Source organism: Solwaraspora sp. WMMD406, from assembly GCF_029626025.1.
Taxonomy (GTDB): Bacteria; Actinomycetota; Actinomycetes; order Mycobacteriales; family Micromonosporaceae; genus Micromonospora_E.
Genome location: NZ_JARUBF010000001.1, coordinates 6439996 through 6456613 on the forward strand (window position 1 = coordinate 6439996; position 16618 = coordinate 6456613).

Annotated in this window: 16 protein-coding genes and 1 tRNA gene; 3 read left to right on the plus strand and 14 right to left on the minus strand. The window is 70.8% G+C overall.

All coding sequences use genetic code 11. The features are described 5' to 3' along the window. Positions 1 to 5: 5 nt before the first annotated feature. Complete coding sequence (locus tag O7632_RS28770; protein ID WP_278118866.1) at positions 6 to 575, plus strand: hypothetical protein; 570 nt, start codon at positions 6 to 8, stop codon at positions 573 to 575. A 96-nt stretch (positions 576 to 671) separates the two neighbouring features. On the opposite strand, the gene O7632_RS28775 is transcribed toward O7632_RS28770, so the two are convergent. The 8 genes from O7632_RS28775 to O7632_RS28810 form a co-directional block, all read right to left on the minus strand. Beyond that, positions 672 to 1970 (minus strand): GTP-binding protein, encoded by a 1299-nt coding sequence (locus O7632_RS28775; RefSeq protein WP_278118868.1) that lies wholly within the window; start codon positions 1968 to 1970, stop codon positions 672 to 674. Then, positions 1970 to 2887, minus strand: a complete 918-nt coding sequence (gene cysD, locus O7632_RS28780; protein ID WP_278118870.1) for a sulfate adenylyltransferase subunit CysD — start codon at positions 2885 to 2887, stop codon at positions 1970 to 1972. The genes O7632_RS28775 and cysD overlap by 1 nt, the downstream gene beginning before the upstream one ends. A gap of 84 nt (positions 2888 to 2971) precedes the next feature. After that, a complete protein-coding gene (locus tag O7632_RS28785) occupies positions 2972 to 3811 on the minus strand; it encodes a 3'(2'),5'-bisphosphate nucleotidase CysQ (RefSeq protein ID WP_278118872.1) in 840 nt (279 codons plus the stop codon). A gap of 108 nt (positions 3812 to 3919) precedes the next feature. Further along, positions 3920 to 4507, minus strand: a complete 588-nt coding sequence (gene pth, locus O7632_RS28790) for an aminoacyl-tRNA hydrolase (RefSeq protein ID WP_278118875.1) — start codon at positions 4505 to 4507, stop codon at positions 3920 to 3922. A 101-nt stretch (positions 4508 to 4608) separates the two neighbouring features. Beyond that, entirely contained in the window at positions 4609 to 5292 is a 684-nt protein-coding gene (locus O7632_RS28795; protein ID WP_278118877.1) for a 50S ribosomal protein L25/general stress protein Ctc, read from the minus strand. Between the two features lie 325 nt (positions 5293 to 5617). Beyond that, positions 5618 to 6598 carry a ribose-phosphate diphosphokinase gene (locus O7632_RS28800; protein WP_278118879.1) on the minus strand — a complete coding sequence of 327 codons (981 nt, stop codon included), beginning with the start codon at positions 6596 to 6598 and terminating at the stop codon, positions 5618 to 5620. Between the two features lie 180 nt (positions 6599 to 6778). Then, complete coding sequence (gene glmU / locus O7632_RS28805; RefSeq protein WP_347403609.1) at positions 6779 to 8305, minus strand: bifunctional UDP-N-acetylglucosamine diphosphorylase/glucosamine-1-phosphate N-acetyltransferase GlmU; 1527 nt, start codon at positions 8303 to 8305, stop codon at positions 6779 to 6781. Positions 8306 to 8394: 89 nt separating this feature from the next. Next, a tRNA-Gln gene (locus O7632_RS28810) sits at positions 8395 to 8466 on the minus strand. 289 nt (positions 8467 to 8755) lie between these two features. Between O7632_RS28810 and O7632_RS28815 the strand changes: the two genes are divergently transcribed. Further along, positions 8756 to 9727, plus strand: coding sequence for an acyl-CoA desaturase (locus O7632_RS28815; protein WP_278118881.1), 972 nt, complete (start codon positions 8756 to 8758; stop codon positions 9725 to 9727). A gap of 183 nt (positions 9728 to 9910) precedes the next feature. Further along, positions 9911 to 10528, plus strand: coding sequence for a TetR/AcrR family transcriptional regulator (locus tag O7632_RS28820; RefSeq protein ID WP_278120480.1), 618 nt, complete (start codon positions 9911 to 9913; stop codon positions 10526 to 10528). Between the two features lie 26 nt (positions 10529 to 10554). Here O7632_RS28820 and O7632_RS28825 read toward each other — a convergent pair whose 3' ends face one another. The 6 genes from O7632_RS28825 to O7632_RS28850 all read right to left on the minus strand — a co-directional run bounded on the left by O7632_RS28825 (position 10555) and on the right by O7632_RS28850 (position 16550). Next, on the minus strand, positions 10555 to 11055 hold the full coding sequence (locus tag O7632_RS28825; protein ID WP_278118884.1) for a DUF4383 domain-containing protein: 501 nt from the start codon (positions 11053 to 11055) through the stop codon (positions 10555 to 10557). Between the two features lie 150 nt (positions 11056 to 11205). Then, positions 11206 to 11661, minus strand: a complete 456-nt coding sequence (locus O7632_RS28830; protein WP_278118885.1) for a DUF4383 domain-containing protein — start codon at positions 11659 to 11661, stop codon at positions 11206 to 11208. A gap of 127 nt (positions 11662 to 11788) precedes the next feature. After that, entirely contained in the window at positions 11789 to 13639 is a 1851-nt protein-coding gene (locus O7632_RS28835; protein WP_278118887.1) for an ABC-F family ATP-binding cassette domain-containing protein, read from the minus strand. A gap of 22 nt (positions 13640 to 13661) precedes the next feature. After that, a complete protein-coding gene (locus tag O7632_RS28840; RefSeq protein ID WP_278120481.1) occupies positions 13662 to 14618 on the minus strand; it encodes a 4-(cytidine 5'-diphospho)-2-C-methyl-D-erythritol kinase in 957 nt (318 codons plus the stop codon). 62 nt (positions 14619 to 14680) lie between these two features. Then, on the minus strand, positions 14681 to 15565 hold the full coding sequence (gene rsmA / locus O7632_RS28845) for a 16S rRNA (adenine(1518)-N(6)/adenine(1519)-N(6))-dimethyltransferase RsmA (protein ID WP_278118890.1): 885 nt from the start codon (positions 15563 to 15565) through the stop codon (positions 14681 to 14683). Positions 15566 to 15593: 28 nt separating this feature from the next. Beyond that, entirely contained in the window at positions 15594 to 16550 is a 957-nt protein-coding gene (locus O7632_RS28850) for a TatD family hydrolase (RefSeq protein WP_278118892.1), read from the minus strand. Positions 16551 to 16618 lie beyond the last annotated feature (68 nt).

Here is a 16618-nt window from a genome sequence, read left to right on the forward strand (position 1 = left end):
CCCCGGTGCGGAAGAGGATGCCCGTGGTGCAGGAGTTGACCAACCAGTCGCCGGTCGACGCACCATTTCTGGTCCGGGTCGACGGGCGACGGTTTCTTGCCTGGTCGGGCGGGGTGGCGGCGCTCGGCTGGCTGCTGAGCGCGGGTGCGCTGGCCGGGGTGGCGTACCTGGTCGCGGTGGAACTGGCGGCGAACGGTTTCCTGACCGCGGTGCTGGCCGGTGGGCCGGCGCTGCTGATCGGGGCGGCGTTGGCGGTGGCGGTGGCGATGTGGCACGGCCGGTTCACCGGTCGCGGGCCGGTGCTGGCCGCCGACCGGACCGGCGTCTGGGTGGCCAACGGCAGCTTCCGGGCCAATCCGGTGTGGCTGCCGTGGGACGCGGTGTCGGCGGTGTACGTCCGGCGTACCTGGGTCGAGGATCTGATCTTCATCGACGCCCGGACCCCGCATCCGGCGGTGCCGCCGGGTGCCCGGCTGATGGTGCCGACGTTGCTGGTCGACCAGTCCAGCGAGCGGATCGTCACCGTGCTGGGGGCGCTGGCCGCCGGCCGGGCCCCGGTCTACCGCCGCTGGTGAACGAGTCCTACCGCCGCTGGTGAACGAGTCGGAACCGGGGTCGGTCGACGCGAGGTGCGCGCCGACCGACCCCGGTCCCGCTGGTCGTACGGCTGGTCAGGCCGCTTCGATGATCATGCCGGCGGCGGCGGTCCGGTTGGTCGTCTCATCGATCAGGATGAAACCGCCGGTGGTCCGGTTGCGCCGGTATTCGTCGGTGAGCAGCGGGACCGTGGTCCGGAACGTGACCCGGCCGATGTCGTTGAGACCCAACTCGCTGGCCGCCTCGTCACGGTGCAACGTGTTGACGTCGAGCCGGTACTGCACGCCACGGACCACGGCGCGGGCACCCCGGGTGGTGTGCTTGATCGCGTACTTGCCACCGACCCGCAGCGGATTGGCCTCGTCCATCCAGCAGATCATCGCCTCGATGTCCTGGGCCGGAGTGGGCGCGTTGTGCGGCCGGCAGATCAGGTCGCCCCGGGAGATGTCCAGCTCGTCGGTGAGCCGTACGGTCACCGACATCGGCGGGAACGCCTCGGCGACCGGGCCGTCGGCGGTCTCGATGCTGGCGATCGTGCTGGTCAGACCGGAGGGCAGCACCATGATCTCGTCGCCCGGCTTGAGCACCCCGGAAGCGACCTGCCCGGCGTACCCCCGGTAGTCGGTGACCGTGGTCGACTGCGGCCGGATCACGTACTGCACCGGGAACCGCACGTCGACCAGGTTGCGGTCCGAGGCGATGTGGACGTGTTCCAGGTGGTGCAGCAGCGACGGGCCCTCGTACCAGGGGGTCTTCTCCGACCGGGTGGCGATGTTGTCGCCGTGCAGCGCGGAGATCGGAATCACCGACAGGTCGGGTGCCTCCAGCTTGGCGGCGAAGGTGGTGAACTCGTCGGCGATGGACTCGAAGACCGCCTGGTCCCAGTCGACCAGGTCCATCTTGTTGACGCAGAGCACCAGGTGCGGCACCCGCAGCAGCGAACAGAGGAACGCGTGCCGGCGGGACTGCTCGACCAGGCCCTTGCGGGCGTCGACCAGGATCAGCGCCAGGTCGGCGGTGGAGGCCCCGGTGACCATGTTGCGGGTGTACTGGATGTGCCCCGGGGTGTCGGCGATGATGAACTTGCGCCGGGGGGTGGCGAAGTAGCGGTAGGCGACGTCGATGGTGATGCCCTGCTCGCGTTCGGCGCGCAGGCCGTCGGTGAGCAGCGCCAGGTTGGTGTATTCGTCGCCCCGGGCCGCGCTGACCGCCTCGACCGCTTCCAGCTGGTCGGTGAAGAGCGACTTGGTGTCGTAGAGCAGTCGGCCGATCAGGGTCGACTTGCCGTCGTCGACGCTGCCGGCGGTGGCGAACCGCAGCAGGTCCATGGCCCGGTTGGTGGAGGCGTCGGTCGCCTCGGCCGTCACCGTCATCAGAAGTAGCCCTCCCGCTTGCGGTCCTCCATGGCGGCCTCGCTGACCCGGTCGTCGCCGCGGGTCGCTCCGCGCTCGGTGATCCGGGTGGCGGCGACCTCGTCGATCACCTTGTCGACGGTGTCCGCCGGGGAGCGGACCGCCGCCGTGCAGGAGGCGTCGCCGACCGTACGGTAACGAACCTGCTCGATGAACGGCGTCTCGCCGGAGCGGGGCTGGATGAACTCGTTGACGGCGTAGAGCATGCCGTCGCGTTCGATAACCTCGCGCTCGTGGGCGAAATAGATCGACGGCAGTTCGATCTGCTCGCGGGCGATGTAGTGCCAGACGTCGAGTTCGGTCCAGTTGGACAGCGGGAAGACCCGGATCGATTCGCCCGGGTGGTGGCGTCCGTTGTACAGCGACCACAGCTCGGGGCGCTGGTTCTTGGGATCCCACTGGCCGAACTCGTCGCGGAACGAGAAGACCCGCTCCTTGGCCCGGGCCTTCTCCTCGTCGCGGCGGGCCCCGCCGAACAGGGCGTCGAACCGGTACTTCTCGACCGCGGCCAGCAGCACCGGGGTCTGGATGCGGTTACGCATGCCGTCCGGTGACTCGCGGACCAGGCCGGACTCCAGGGCCTCCGGCACGCTGGCGACGACCAGTTGCAGGCCGAGTTCGTCGACCCGGCGGTCCCGGTAGTCGAGCACCTCTTGGAAGTTGTGCCCGGTGTCGACGTGCATCACCGGGAACGGGATCCGGGCCGGGGCGAACGCCTTCTGCGCCAGGCGCAGCATCACGATCGAGTCCTTGCCGCCGGAGAAGAGCAGCACCGGCCGCTCCAGCTCGGCGACGACCTCGCGCATGACGAAGATGCTCTCCGACTCCAGCGCGTCGAGGTGGGAGACGCGGTAGGCAGCGGTGGCACCACCACTCATCGCACCCACCTCCGGTTGGGGGTCGTCCGAAGCTTGGTCATCCGAATACCAGACCTTTCCGGTTGGCAAGCTGGAGATCAGAGGTCAGGATACCTGCAGATGCCGCCGCAACGCTGCGAGCAGTTTGCTGGCAAGATCTCGTCGGCATACCACTAAATCTGGCAGCCGCGGATTGGCCTCGTTGTAACACAACGGAGATCCGTCGATCCGCGAGGCATGCAGCCCGGTCGCGGTCGCCACGGCGACCGGCGCGGCCGAGTCCCACTCGTACTGGCCGCCGGCGTGTACGTAGGCGTCGGCGTCCCCGGCGATCACTGCGGCGATCTTGGCACCGGCGGAACCCATCGGCACCAGCTCGGCACCGATCTCCTCGGCGAGGGCGGTGACGAAGGCCGGCGGCCGGCTGCGGCTGGCGGCCATCCGGATAGCGCCGCCGGACGGGCCCGGAGTCGGCATCGGCGGGTACGGCGGCGGGTGCTCGGTGCTGATCGTGCGGTGCTGGGCCGGCAGCGCCACCGCTCCGGCGACCAGCTTGTGCGCCGTGGAGCCGTTGCGCGACCAGAGCGCCACGTGCACCGCCCAGTCGGTCCGGCCCTGCTCGGAGAACTCGCGGGTGCCGTCGAGCGGGTCGATGATCCACACCCGGTCGGCGGTGAGCCGGGACGGACCCGTCCCGGCGTCGGCACCCTCCGGGTCGGTGATCGCCTGGCGCGCCCCGTCGTCTTCCTCTGACAGCACCGCGTCAGCCGGGCGCCAGTGTGCCAGGTCGGTGCGGAGCAGGTCGTGGGAGACCTTGTCCCCGGCGGCCTTCAGCGCGGCGGGATCGGCGTGCCCCAGCTCCTCACGGACCCGCAACAACGACTCGCCGGCGCGCCCGGCGAGCCAGCGGGCGAATGCGGCGTCGGTTACCGGTGGCGTGCTCATCTGGCTCCTCTCCTGCCTGCCCCGAGGATCGGGTCCCTGTCGAAAATACGGGCAGGCGCTGCCCGGTTCACGATCCAGCTGTCCCAGATGTAACGGACAGCCGCCTGTTCAGGTGCTGTGGTAGTGGTTCTGCGCCCACTCGAGTCCCCGGGAGATCACCGCTTCGACCAGGTCAGCGGCACGATCGACCAGGTAGTCGAGTTCTTTGCGTTCGGTTGCCGAGAATTCCGACAATACGTAATCAGCCGGATCCTGGCGGCCGGGCGGACGGCCGATGCCGAATCTGACCCGGAGATATTCCTTGCTACCCAGCGATCGCGACATCGAGCGCAGACCGTTGTGGCCGCCCTCGCCGCCGCCCTGCTTCGCCCGCAGCCGGCCGTACTCGATGTCCAGTTCGTCATGCACCGCGACGACCTGCTCGACCGGGATCTTGTAGAACCTGGCCAACGCGACGACCGGCCCGCCGGACAGGTTCATGAAGGTCATCGGCTTGGCGAGGACCAGTCTGGGGCCGCCCGGACCGAGGTGTCCCTCGCCCGCCTCGGCGGCGGCCCGACGGTGCCGACCCATCCGTACGCCGAGCCGACCGGCGAGCAGATCGGCCACCATAAAACCGACATTATGCCGATTTCTGGCGTACTCCTTGCCGGGGTTGCCGAGACCGACGACCAGCCAGGGCGCCGCGTCCACCACACCTCCCGCAGAGGATCAGGACCACCCGAAACGGATCAAGGCGTCACCGCGCCGGCCAGGCCAGCGACGGGACGCCCAGATCGCGCGACGGCAGGTCGGGCTCAGGCCTGAGCCGGCTGCTCGACGGGTGCTTCCGCGGTCGCCGCCTCGGCCTCGCCAGCCTCGCCGGCCGCCTCGGTCGACTCCTCGGCCTCGCCGGCCTCGCCGGCCTCGCCGGCCTCGGCCTCAAGCTGCTCGGCGGTCGGCGCGCCGGTGATCACCACGAGCACCGTCTCCGGGTCGACGGCGAGCTCGACGCCGCTCGGCAGCTTGACGTCACCGGCGGTCACGTGCGAGCCGGCCTGCAGACCCTCGATCGAGGCCTCCAGATGCTCCGGCAACCGGGTCGCGTCGGCACTCACCGAGAGGGTGTCGTGCTCGTGCATCACCAGGGTGTCGCGGGCCGCCTCACCGGTCAGCTGGACCGGTACGTCCACGGTGACCTTCTCGCCCCGGCGTACCAGCAGCAGGTCGACGTGCTCGAAGGTGTCCTTGATCGGGTCACGCTGAATCGCCTTGGGCAGCGCCAGAGCCTGGGTGCCGTCGGCGATGTCGATCGCGAAGAGCTGGTTGGCGCCACCATGGCGGATCGCGGCGGCGAACTCGCGGGCGGGCAGCGCGATGTGCTTGGGCTTCTCGCCGTGGCCGTACAGCACGGCGGGCACCTTGCCGGCCCGGCGGGTACGGCGGGCACCACCCTTGCCGAACTCGGTGCGGGGCTCGGCGCTGATCTTTACCTCGGACACGGGAGTACTCCTGGATTTCGGCAGTGCGTGCGGGGGGCAAACCTGATCCGGCCCCGAAGAGCCGGACATGATGTCGGCGGTGCCGGGCGAAGGGGCACGCTGGGCGCTCTCATCCGAAAGCAGTGCCCGGAGCACCGCGTCGATCACGGTGCTTCCTCGCGGCAGCGCTTCGTCAGCAGCGGCCCGCAGGGCACCCTCGCCGTGGCAACCGCACTAGTCTACCCGAGGCTGCGACGGTGGTTCACCCAGTACCCGGTCAACCGCCCTCGCGCGCCGCCGCCACGGCCGGCGACCGGCTCGACACCCACCGCCGGCCGGGCGAGGTTCAGCTCAACCCACCGAACAGAGTGGTCACCGAACCGTCGTCGAACACCTCGTGGATCGCCCGGGCGAGCAGCGGCGCGATGGAGAGCACCGTCAGCTTGTCCAGGCGCTTCTCGGGCGGCAACGGCAGCGTGTTGGTCACCACGACCTCACTGATCCGGCTGTTCTTGAGCCGCTCGGTAGCCGGGTCGGACAGCAGGGCGTGGGTCGCCGCGACGGCGATGTCGGAGGCACCGGCCTCGTGCAGGATCTCCGACGCCTTGTAGATCGTGCCCCCGGTGTCGATCATGTCGTCCACGATCAGACAGACCCGGCCTTCGACGTCCCCGACCACCCGGTTGGCCACCACCTGGTTGGGCTTCGCCGGATCCCGGGTCTTGTGGATGAAGGCGAGCGGGCAGCCGCCGAGCCGGTCGGTCCAGCGCTCGGCCACCCGTACCCGACCGGAGTCGGGGGCGACCACGGTCATCGGCCGGCCCGCGAACCGCTCCTCGACGTAGCGGGCCAGAATGTCCATGGCGAACAGGTGGTCGACCGGGCCGTCGAAGAACCCCTGGATCTGGGCGGTGTGCAGATCGACGGTGAGGATCCGGTGGGCACCGGCCGTCCGCAGCAGGTCGGCGATCAGCCGGGCCGAGATCGGCTCCCGGCCACGGTGCTTCTTGTCCTGCCGGGCGTACGGGTAGAACGGCAGCACGACGGTGATCCGCTTGGCCGACCCGCGCTTGAGCGCGTCGACCATGATCAGCGTTTCCATCATCCACCGGTTGACCCCGTGGGTGACCGACTGGACGACGAACGCGTCCGAGCCACGGACAGACTCCTTGAACCGAACGAAGATCTCGCCGTTGGCGAATTCGTACGAGTCGGTCGGGGTGGGCGCGACGCCGAGCACCTCACCGATCTGGTTGGCCAGCTCGGGGAATCCCCGGCCGGAGAAAAGCATGAGGCTCTTACGGTTCTCGGCGACGATGCTACCCATCGAGACGTCTGCTCCCGTCAAGCGGTGAAACGCGGGTGCCGACCAGGACGGATGGCACCGGCGGACTAGTCAGTCGCAGTATCCCCGATGCACCGCAACAGCACCGCCATCGTGGGCAGCCTCACCAGCCGCCGGCGACGCCGGACGACGAGGACCCGACCCTGGCCGGCTGGCGGCCAGCTACTCGGCGCCCGGCGGCTCGGCTACGCCCGATGGCTCGGCGCCCGGCGGCTCGGTGGTGGCCGGTTGGTCGGCGCCCGGCTGCCCAGTGGCGCCCGGCGGCTCGGTGGTGGCCCGCCGGGCCGCCTCCGCCGATTTCGTCCCGGCCCGCCGGGACCGCACCCAGCCGTCGACGACGCGCAGCGGGGCACGGGTCACCGCCAGAGCGCCCGGCGGGACCTCGCCGGTGACCGCGCTGCCGGCCGCCACGTACGCCCCCGCCCCGATCTCCACCGGCGCGATGAGGCTGCTGTCGCAGCCGACGAAGGCGGCCTCCCCGACGGTGGTGTGGTGCTTGGCGACCCCGTCGTAGTTGACGAAGATGGTCGCCGCGCCGATGTTGGCGTCCGCGCCGATCGTGGCGTCGCCGACGTAGCTCAGATGTGGCACCTTCGCACCCGGACCGATCTGCGACTTCTTGACCTCGACGAAGGTGCCGACCTTGGCCCGGTCGTGCAGGTCGGCCTCCGGACGCAGATAGGCGTACGGACCGACGCTCGCGCCGGCCCCGACGCGCGCCTGCTTGGCGTGGGAGCGCAGCACGGTCGCGCCCGCGCCGACCACGGTGTCGATCAGCGTGACGTCGGGCCCGATGATCGCCCCGGCATCGATCGTGGTCGCCCCCCGCAGTTGGGTGTTCTGGTCGATCACCGCGTCCCGGGCCACCTCGACCGTTACGTCGATCCAGGTCGTCGCCGGATCCAGGATGCTCACTCCACTGCGCATCCAGGCCTCGTTGACCCGGTCGGCGAGCAACCGGCGCAGCCGCGCCAACTCCACCCGGTCGTTGCAGCCGAGCGTCTCGGTGACGTCGGCGGCGACGTACGTTCCGACCGGCGCACCAGCCGCCGCGAGCAGGCCGACCGCGTCGGTCAGGTACTCCTCGCCCTGGTCGTTGTCGGTGGAGAGCTTGCCCAGGGCGTCGCGCAGACCAGCGGCGTCGAAGGCGTAGATGCCGGCGTTGATCTCACGAATCGCCCGCTGCTGCGGGCTGGCGTCCCGTTCCTCGACGATGCGTTCCAGCGCCCCGGACGGGGTGCGCACGATCCGCCCCAGACCGGTGGGGTCGGTCACCTCCGCCGTCAGGACCGTCGCCGCCGCGTCGGCGGCCTCGTGGGTGGCGATCAGGTCGGCGACCGTCTCCGGGCGCAGCAGGGGTACGTCACCGTTGAGCACCACGACCGTGCCGGTCACGTCGGGTACCGCGGCCATCGTCAGGCGTACGGCGTGTCCGGTTCCGTGCTGTTCGGCCTGCAGCACCGGGACGGCGTCCGGGGCGATCTCCGACAGGTGGGCGGTGACCAGGTCCGCCCGGTGACCGACCACGACGAGACTCCGGTCCGCGCCCGTCGCGCGGGCGGCGGTCAGCACGTGCCCGACCAGGGTCCGGCCGAGCAGCGGATGCAACACCTTGGGCAGATCCGACTTCATCCGCTTGCCCTCGCCGGCGGCCAGGACGACCACCGTGCGGGACCGGGGCTGGGTCACGACAAACTCCCGTCAGGACAGCGGCACACGTTGGCTTGACCACGGATGGCACTCAGCGTCAGCACAGCGAGGCTGAGTGCCATGGGAAGCTCGGCCGCTAGGACTCGAACCTAGAATATCGGGACCAAAACCCGAGGTGTTGCCAATTACACCACGGCCGATCGTGCTACCGGACAGCCTAGCGTGCCACCGCCGACCGGGCCGCCCGCCCATGCCGCGCCGACGGCGACAGGCCGTCCGCAGGGCGGGTACCGGCCCACGCCGCGTCGACGGCCGCGCGTTGCTGGTCGTCATCGTGATCTGGATCGGTCCTGGTACCGCTACCGTAGAAAACTACGGCTCCGTAGGTTACGGTGACGTAGGCGTAAGTTTCCGATCTTCACCGCTGGCCGCCGCAACGGCTCGAACGCCCCGGCGCACGCGGTCGAACCGTCACCGCTGTGAGGTGCCATGTCCACCGCCCTTCTCGAGCCGCCACCGGCCACCGCCGGCCCCGCCCCCAAACCCCTGACCGTCGGCAAGCAGTCCGTCGGCGTCCTGATCGCCCTCGGGGCCTTCGTGATCATCCCCTTCCTGGCGGTGATCGCCGCTGTTCCGGTCGCCTGGGGCGGCTGGCTCGGCTGGTCCGACGTGATCATCGGGCTGGTCTTCTACGTGGTCGCCGGGCTGGGCATCACCGTCGGCTTCCACCGCTACTTCACGCACGGCTCGTTCAAGGCGAAGCGGTGGCTGCGGATCGCGTTGGCGCTCGCCGGGTCGTTGGCGATCGAAGGCAACATCATCCAGTGGGTCGCCGATCACCGACGACACCACGCCTTCTCCGACGTCGAGGGCGACCCGCACTCCCCGTGGCGGTTCGGCCCCAGCGTCTGGGGCCTGACCAAAGGTCTGTTCTACGCCCACATGGGCTGGCTGTTCCACCGTGACATGACAAACCAGGAACGCTTCACCCCGGACCTGCTCGCCGACAAGGACATCCGGCGGATCGACAAGCTCTTCCCGCTGCTGGTCGTCGTGACGATGCTGTCCCCCGCCGCGATCGGCGGACTGGTCACCTGGTCCTGGCAGGGCGCGCTGACCGCGTTCTTCTGGGCCGGTCTGGTCCGGGTCGCGCTGCTGCACCACATCACCTGGTCGATCAACTCCGTCTGCCACGTCTACGGTGAGCGCCCCTTCGAGGTCCGTCAAGGCGACAAGGCGTCCAACTTCTGGCCGCTGGCCATCCTCTCCTTCGGGGAGAGCTGGCACAACCTGCACCACGCCGATCCGACCTGCGCCCGCCACGGCGTGTTGCGCGGTCAGATCGACATCTCCGCCCGGGTGATCTGGCTGCTGGAAAAGTCCGGTGCCGCGTCGAACGTCCGCTGGCCGAAGCCGGAACGCATCGCCGCCAAGCGCATCAACCCGGCCACCGGGGCCTGATCGGGTCGGTGCCGGGCACCCGCGCCGTGGCCCCGCACTGGCAGGATGGGCCGAGTGACTGAGCATCCGATCACAAACGGTGACGGCTCGCGCGCCGCAGCCACCCCGTCGACACCAGCATCGCCGCCGGCACCGCCGCCACGACCGGCGGCGGTGCCGGCGAAGCCGAGTTCCCGGGTACGGATGTCCGCCGCGCAGCGGCGCGAGCAGCTGATCGTCATCGGTCGACAACTCTTCGCCGTACGCGGGTTCGACGCCACCTCCATCGAAGAGGTCGCCTCCCGCGCCAAGGTCTCCAAACCCGTCGTGTACGAGCACTTCGGCGGCAAGGAGGGTCTCTACGCGGTGGTGGTGGACCGTGAGGTTCGCGCCCTGCTGGACCGCATCACCACCGCGCTGACCGCCGGTCACCCCCGGGAGCTACTCGAGCAGGCCGCCCTCGCGCTGCTCGACTACATCGAAGCGGAAACCGACGGCTTCCGGGTGCTGGTCCGGGAATCGCCGCCGCTGTCGGCCACCGGCAACTTCTCCAGCGTGCTCAACGACGTCGCCCACCAGGTGGAGCACATCCTGGGGGCCGAGTTCAAGAGCCGGGGCTACGATCCCAAACTCGCCGAGCTGTACTCGCAGGCCCTGGTCGGCATGGTCGCGTTGACCGGTAGATGGTGGCTGGAGGTACGCAAACCACGCAAGGAGACCGTCGCGGCGCACCTGGTCAACCTGGCGTGGAACGGGTTGTCGCATCTGGAGGCGAAACCTATTCTGCTCACCCGCCGCCGCGGTCGCGCTCGCGGTCGCTGACCCGTACGCGGCCGCACCAGCACGGCTCAGGTGCTGGTACGGCTGCTGTCGCGGTGCCGGCCCGGGACGGGTGCCCCGTCGCGGGCGTACGGGTCCTGTGTGTCAGCCTCCTCCGCCGGGCCGACCTTGTCGTACAGGCCGGTGGCCAGGAAGATCATTCCGAAGATCAGCGACACGACGACCGTGGACATGGAGAAGTTCAGGACGTTGGCCGAGGTCCGCAGGACCGCCATCATCAGCAGGCCGGTGACCATGAAGACCACCGCGATGGTCAGATTGGCCAGGTGCCCGTACCGTCCGCCGGCGATCGCCCCGATCAGGATCAGCCCGCCGTACAGGACCGAGGACAACGCGAACGCCAGGTTGGTCCGCAGCCCGAGCACCCAGACGTCGTCCCGGGCGAACAGCGGGTCTCCCCAGGTAGCGAGGACCCCGGCGATGCCGAATACCAGAATGTAGAGCCCGGTCAGCCCGGCGATCGTCCGGTAGACCGGTCGTAGCGGATGATTGACCGGGATGTGAGCCATCACTGCTCCAGGCGGCGTACCCGGCCCGCGACAGCTTCGCGGGCGCGTCCCTGCGATTGTCGCCGGTCGGGGGCCCAGCCGCAGGAAAACCGGCGAGTACGCGGCGCGCGGGCGAGTACGCGGCGCGCGGGCGGCAGCGGGAGGACCCGATCAGAGCAGCAGGCGGCCGTCCTGCCAGGCCTTGGCTTCCTCCTCGGTGCCGGCCTTGCCGTACATCCCGGCCGTCAACAGCACCAAGCCGATGATCATCATCACCACGCAGGTGGCGACGGTGAAGTTGAGGACGTTGGCGTCGGTCCGCAGCACCGCCAACTCGGCCAGGCTCAGCGCCATCAGGCCGTACCCCAGGATCTTGTTGATCGCGGTGTCGACGTTGCGGCCGATGCCGACGCCGGCCAGGATCACCACCCCGAGCACCAGACTGAGTACGGCGAACGCCAGGTTGGCCCCCTGCCCCAGCACCCGGATCTCCTCCTGGGTGAAGGGATCCTCTCCACCGGTCCCGACAATCCCCAGGATGCCGAAGACGACCAGGTAGAGGCCGGTGATCGCGGCGATCGCCCGATAGATCGGCCGGGCGGGGTGGTTGACGGGGGTGTGCGCCATGGGGGTGTCTCCAACGCCGGACGTGAGCTGGTCTCCGGTATTCTCACCTACCGCCCACGACGCGCCTCCGGTGGGTTGGGTCCACGCGGTCTGGCTCACCCGCCCCCGCGCCGGCTGGCTCAGCCGGCTAGCTCACCTGCTCGGCCAGGGCCAGCCACTCCTCTTCGACCCGGCCACGTTCCGCCTGCACCTGTCGCAACCGGGCGTCCAGCTCGGCGACCCGCTCGAAGTCGGTGGCATGCCTGGCGAGTTCGTCGTGCAACGCCGCCTCCTGCTGCTCCAACTTGCCGACCTGCCGCTCCAGCCGGGCCAGCTCCTTGCGGGCCACGCGGACCTCACCGGCGGACAGCCCGTCCGCCGGGACCGCCGCACTGGTCGGGGCGGTCTCGCCGCCGGGTCGGCCGGCGGAGGTCCCGCCGCCGGGTCCACCAGCGGCGGTCCCGCCCCGGCCGCCGGCCGGCCCGGCCGCCACCCGCGCCAGATACTCGTCGACCCCACCCGGCAGATGCACCAACCGGCCGTCGCCGAACATGCCGTACACCTCGTCGGTGACCCGCTCGATCAGATAGCGGTCGTGGCTGGCCACCACCACGGTGCCCGGCCACGAGTCGAGCAGATCCTCCAAGGCGGCCAAGGTGTCGGTGTCCAGGTCGTTGGTCGGCTCGTCGAACAACAGCACGTTCGGTTCGGCGGCGAGCAACCGCAGCATCTGCAGCCGCCGACGCTCGCCGCCGGACAGGTCACCGACCGGGGTCCACAGCCGCCGATCGTCGAAACCGAACAACTCGGCCAGCTGCGAGGCCGCCAGCTCCCGGTCACCGAACTGCACCCGCCGGGCGACCTCCTCGACCGCCTCCAGCACCCGCAACGTCGACGGCAGCTCCGCCAGCTCCTGCGACAGGAACGCCGGCCGGACCGTCGACCCGGTGATCACCCGGCCGGCCTGCGGAGCCCGTACGCCGGCGAGCAGCCGCAGCAGGGTCGTCTTACCGGCACCGTTCGCGCCGACCACCGCGATCCGGTCACCCGGACCGACCTGCCAGGTGAGGTCGTCGAGGATGAGCTTGTCCCCGGCGTACGCGGTGACCTGCTCCAACTCGTAGACCTGCTTGCCGAGCCGGGCGGTGGACAGCCGCTGCAGGGACACCGAGTCCCGGGGCGGCGGCACGTCGGCGATCAGCGCGTTCGCCGCCTCGATGCGAAACCGCGGCTTCGACGTCCGGGCCGGCGGGCCGCGTCGCAGCCAGGCGATCTCCTTGCGGAGCAGGTTCTGCCGACGGGCCTCGGTCGCCGCCGCCACCCGTTCCCGCTCGGCGCGGGCCAGCGTCCAGGCGGCGAACCCGCCCTCGTAGGCGCGGACCGTCTGGTCGGCGACCTCCCAGGTCGCGGTGCAGACCGCGTCGAGGAACCAGCGGTCGTGGGTGACCACCACCAGGGCCCCGCGCCGACGATGCACCAGATGGTCGGCGAGCCAGGCCACCCCGGCCACGTCCAGGTGGTTGGTGGGTTCGTCCAGCACGAGCAGCTCGGCCGGGCGGATCAGCAACGCGGCCAGGGCGATCCGGCGGCGTTCCCCACCGGACATCGGGCCGACCGGTTGGTCCAGACCCAGATAGGGCATGCCCAGCCCGTCGAGCACCCCACGGACCCCGGCGTCACCGGCCCACTCGTGCTCCGCGCCGAACCCGTCGGACAGCCAGGCGGTGCCGAGCACCACGTCGCGTACGGACGCGTCGGGAGCCAGATCGAGCGCCTGCGGAAGGGCCGCGACCCGCAAATCCCGTCGGTGCGTGACCCGCCCGTCGTCGGGTGCCTCGACCTTGGTGAGCATGCGCAGCAACGTCGACTTGCCGGCGCCGTTGAGTCCGACCACGCCGATCCGGTCGCTGTCGTCGAGCCCCAGCGACACCTCGGTGAGCAAAGGTCCTGCGGCACCGTAGCCCTTGGAGACCCGGTCCAGGTTGACGATGTTCACCATGTGAGCGACGGTATCCGGCCGATCAGACCAGTCGGGCGCCGGGCACCGCGCCGTACGCGAGGTGCACGTCACGGCAGACCCCGGCGTCGGCGAGCGCGTCGGCGACCGCCTCGGCCTGTTTGCCGTCGGCGGCGAGGAACACACAGGTCGGACCGGAGCCGGAAACCAGTCCGGCGAGCGCCCCGGCGGCCACCCCGGTGTCGAGCACGTCGGCCAGCGCCGGACGCAACGACAGGGCGGCCGGCTGCAGGTCGTTACCGAGGGCGGCGGCCAGCACCAGCGGATCCCGCTGACGCAGCGCGGCGAGCAGGTCGTCGGACTGCCCGACCGGGGGTGGCGCCGCGTCCGTCGCCCGCAGCCGGTCCAGCTCGGCGTAGACCTGCGGGGTGGACAGGCCACCGTCGGCGACCGCGACGACCCAGTGCCAGGTGGTGGGGCGGGCCAACACCGGACTGACCGATTCGCCACGGCCGGTGCCCACCGCCGTACCGCCGTAGAGCAGGAACGGCACGTCCGATCCGAGGTCGGCCGCCAAACCGGCCAACTCGTCGCGGGACAACCCGGTCCCCCACAGCTCGTCGCAGGCCACCAGCGCGGCGGCGGCGTCCGCGCTCCCGCCGGCCAGGCCCCCGGCCAGCGGGATCTGCTTGCGCAGATGCAACCGGGCATTGGCCGGCACCCGGGCGTGCGCGGCCAACGCCCGAGCGGCCCGGATCACCAGGTTGGACTCGTCGAGGGCGAGTACGCCGGTGCCCTCGCCGTCCATCGTCAAGGTGAGATTGTCGCCCTCGCGGGCGGTCAGCTCGTCGTACAGGGCGATCGCGTGATAGACGGTGCCGATCTCGTGGTAGCCGTCCGGCCGCAGCGGACCGACCGACAACCGCAGATTGATCTTGGCGGGCACTCGTACCTTGACCGAACCCCAGGCACCCCGGCGGGACCGCTCATCCTCGTCGTCCGGCCGCCACGCCTCGGTCACCGGGGGAAACCCCTGCGCGAGCAGGACGGGCACGTACCTCTGGTCACGATCACGGCGTCAGCCTACTCGGCCGTCGTGGTGACGATCGGCGCTGCCGCCGCGATCGCCGCGAACTGTGCGACGGTCAGCTCCTCGCCCCGGGCGCGCGCGTCGATCCCGGCCGCGACCAGCACCTCCTCGGCCCGCGCCGGACCGCCGGCCCAGCCGGCCAACGCCGCCCGCAGAGTCTTGCGGCGCTGCGCGAACGCCGCGTCCACCACCGCGAAGACCCGCTGCCGCAACGCCCGCTCCGATTCGGTCGCCACCACCAGCGGCGGCTCGCGGCAGGTGAACGCCACCAAGCCGGAGTCGACGTTGGGCACCGGCCAGAAGACGCTCGGCGGGACCCGCCCGGCGGTCCGGGCGGCGGCGTACCAGGCCAGCTTGACCGACGGAATGCCGTACGTGCGCGAGCCCGGACCCGCCACCAGCCGATCGGCGACCTCCTTCTGCACCATCACCAGCCCGCGCCGCAGGCTCGGCAGCTCGGCCAGCAGGTGCAGCACCACCGGCACCGCGACGTTGTACGGCAGGTTCGCCACCAGCGCGTCCGGTGCCGGAGCACCGAGCGCGGCACCGGTGATCCGCAACGCGTCCGCCTGGTGCACCGTCAGCCGGCCCAGATCCCCACCACGATCGGCGACCGTGCCCGGCAGCGCCGCCGCCAACACCGGGTCGATCTCCACCACGTGCAGATGCCGTACGTGGTCGAGCAGGCCCAGGGTGAGCGAGCCCAGCCCGGGACCGACCTCCAGGACGACCGCGGCGGCGGGCAACTCGGCGGCGGCAACGATCCGCCGGACCGTGTTCGGGTCGTGCACGAAGTTCTGCCCGAGCCGTTTCGTCGGAGCCACCGCGAGCCGACCGGCCAGATCCCGGATCTCCGCCGGACCGAGCAGCCCGGTCACCGGCGGACCACCACGGCCAAGCCGCCGGTCACCACGGCCCGAAGACCCGGTCGCCGGTGGCCGAGAGCGCCGCGCAGAGCTCGTCGAGATCGGCGTCGACGGTCCGCGCCAACGCCCGTACGGTGTCCGGAATCAGATAGGAGGCGTTGGGCCGCCCCCGGTGGGGCACCGGAGTGAGGTACGGCGCGTCGGTCTCGACCAGCAGCTGGTCCAGTGGCGTGACGGTCGCCGCGGCGCGCAGCCCGGCAGCGTTGGCGAAGGTCACCGTACCGGCGAAGCTGAGCACGAACCCCCGGCGTACGCACTCGCTGGCGAAGTCGGCGTCGCCGGAGAAGCAGTGCATGACCACGGTGTCCGGCGCGCCTTCGGAGTCGAGCACCCGCAGGACGTCGGCGTGGGCGTCCCGGTCGTGGATCACCAGCGGTTTGCCGTACCGCTTGGCGATCGCCACATGGGCCCGGAAGCTGGCCTCCTGGGCGGCCAGGCCGTCCGGCCCGGTCCGGAAGTAGTCCAGCCCGGTCTCGCCGACGCCACGTACCCGGTCGGCGGCGGCCAGCGCCTCGATCACCCGCAGCGCCTCGTCGAGCTCGGCCAGGCGGGGTGCTTCGTTGGGATGCAGAGCCACGGTCGCGACCACCGCCGGCGTCCGCGCCGCCAGGTCGACCCCCCAGCGTGACGAGTCCAGGTCGACACCGACCTGGACCAGCCGGTCGACGCCGACCGCGACCGCCGCGTCGACGAGCGCCGCGACCGGGTCGCCACCGCCCGCGACGTCTCCGCCTCCGCCAGCACCGCCAGCGCCGTCGACGCTGCCGGACGTGTTCGCCCGGCCCGGTGCCCCCGGTTCGGCACTCGTCAGGTCGAGATGGGTGTGGCTGTCGATCACCGGCACCGGCAGCGGCTCGGGTGCCGGCGGGAACTCGCCCGCCCGGCGGGCCGCCCGCTGGCGGCGGGTCTCAGCTGGTTGCATCATCCCGGAAAGCATCACACGCCCGACAGCCGACCGATCACGGACCTACCCGGCGGCTCGGACGATGTCCGGCCAGAACCCAC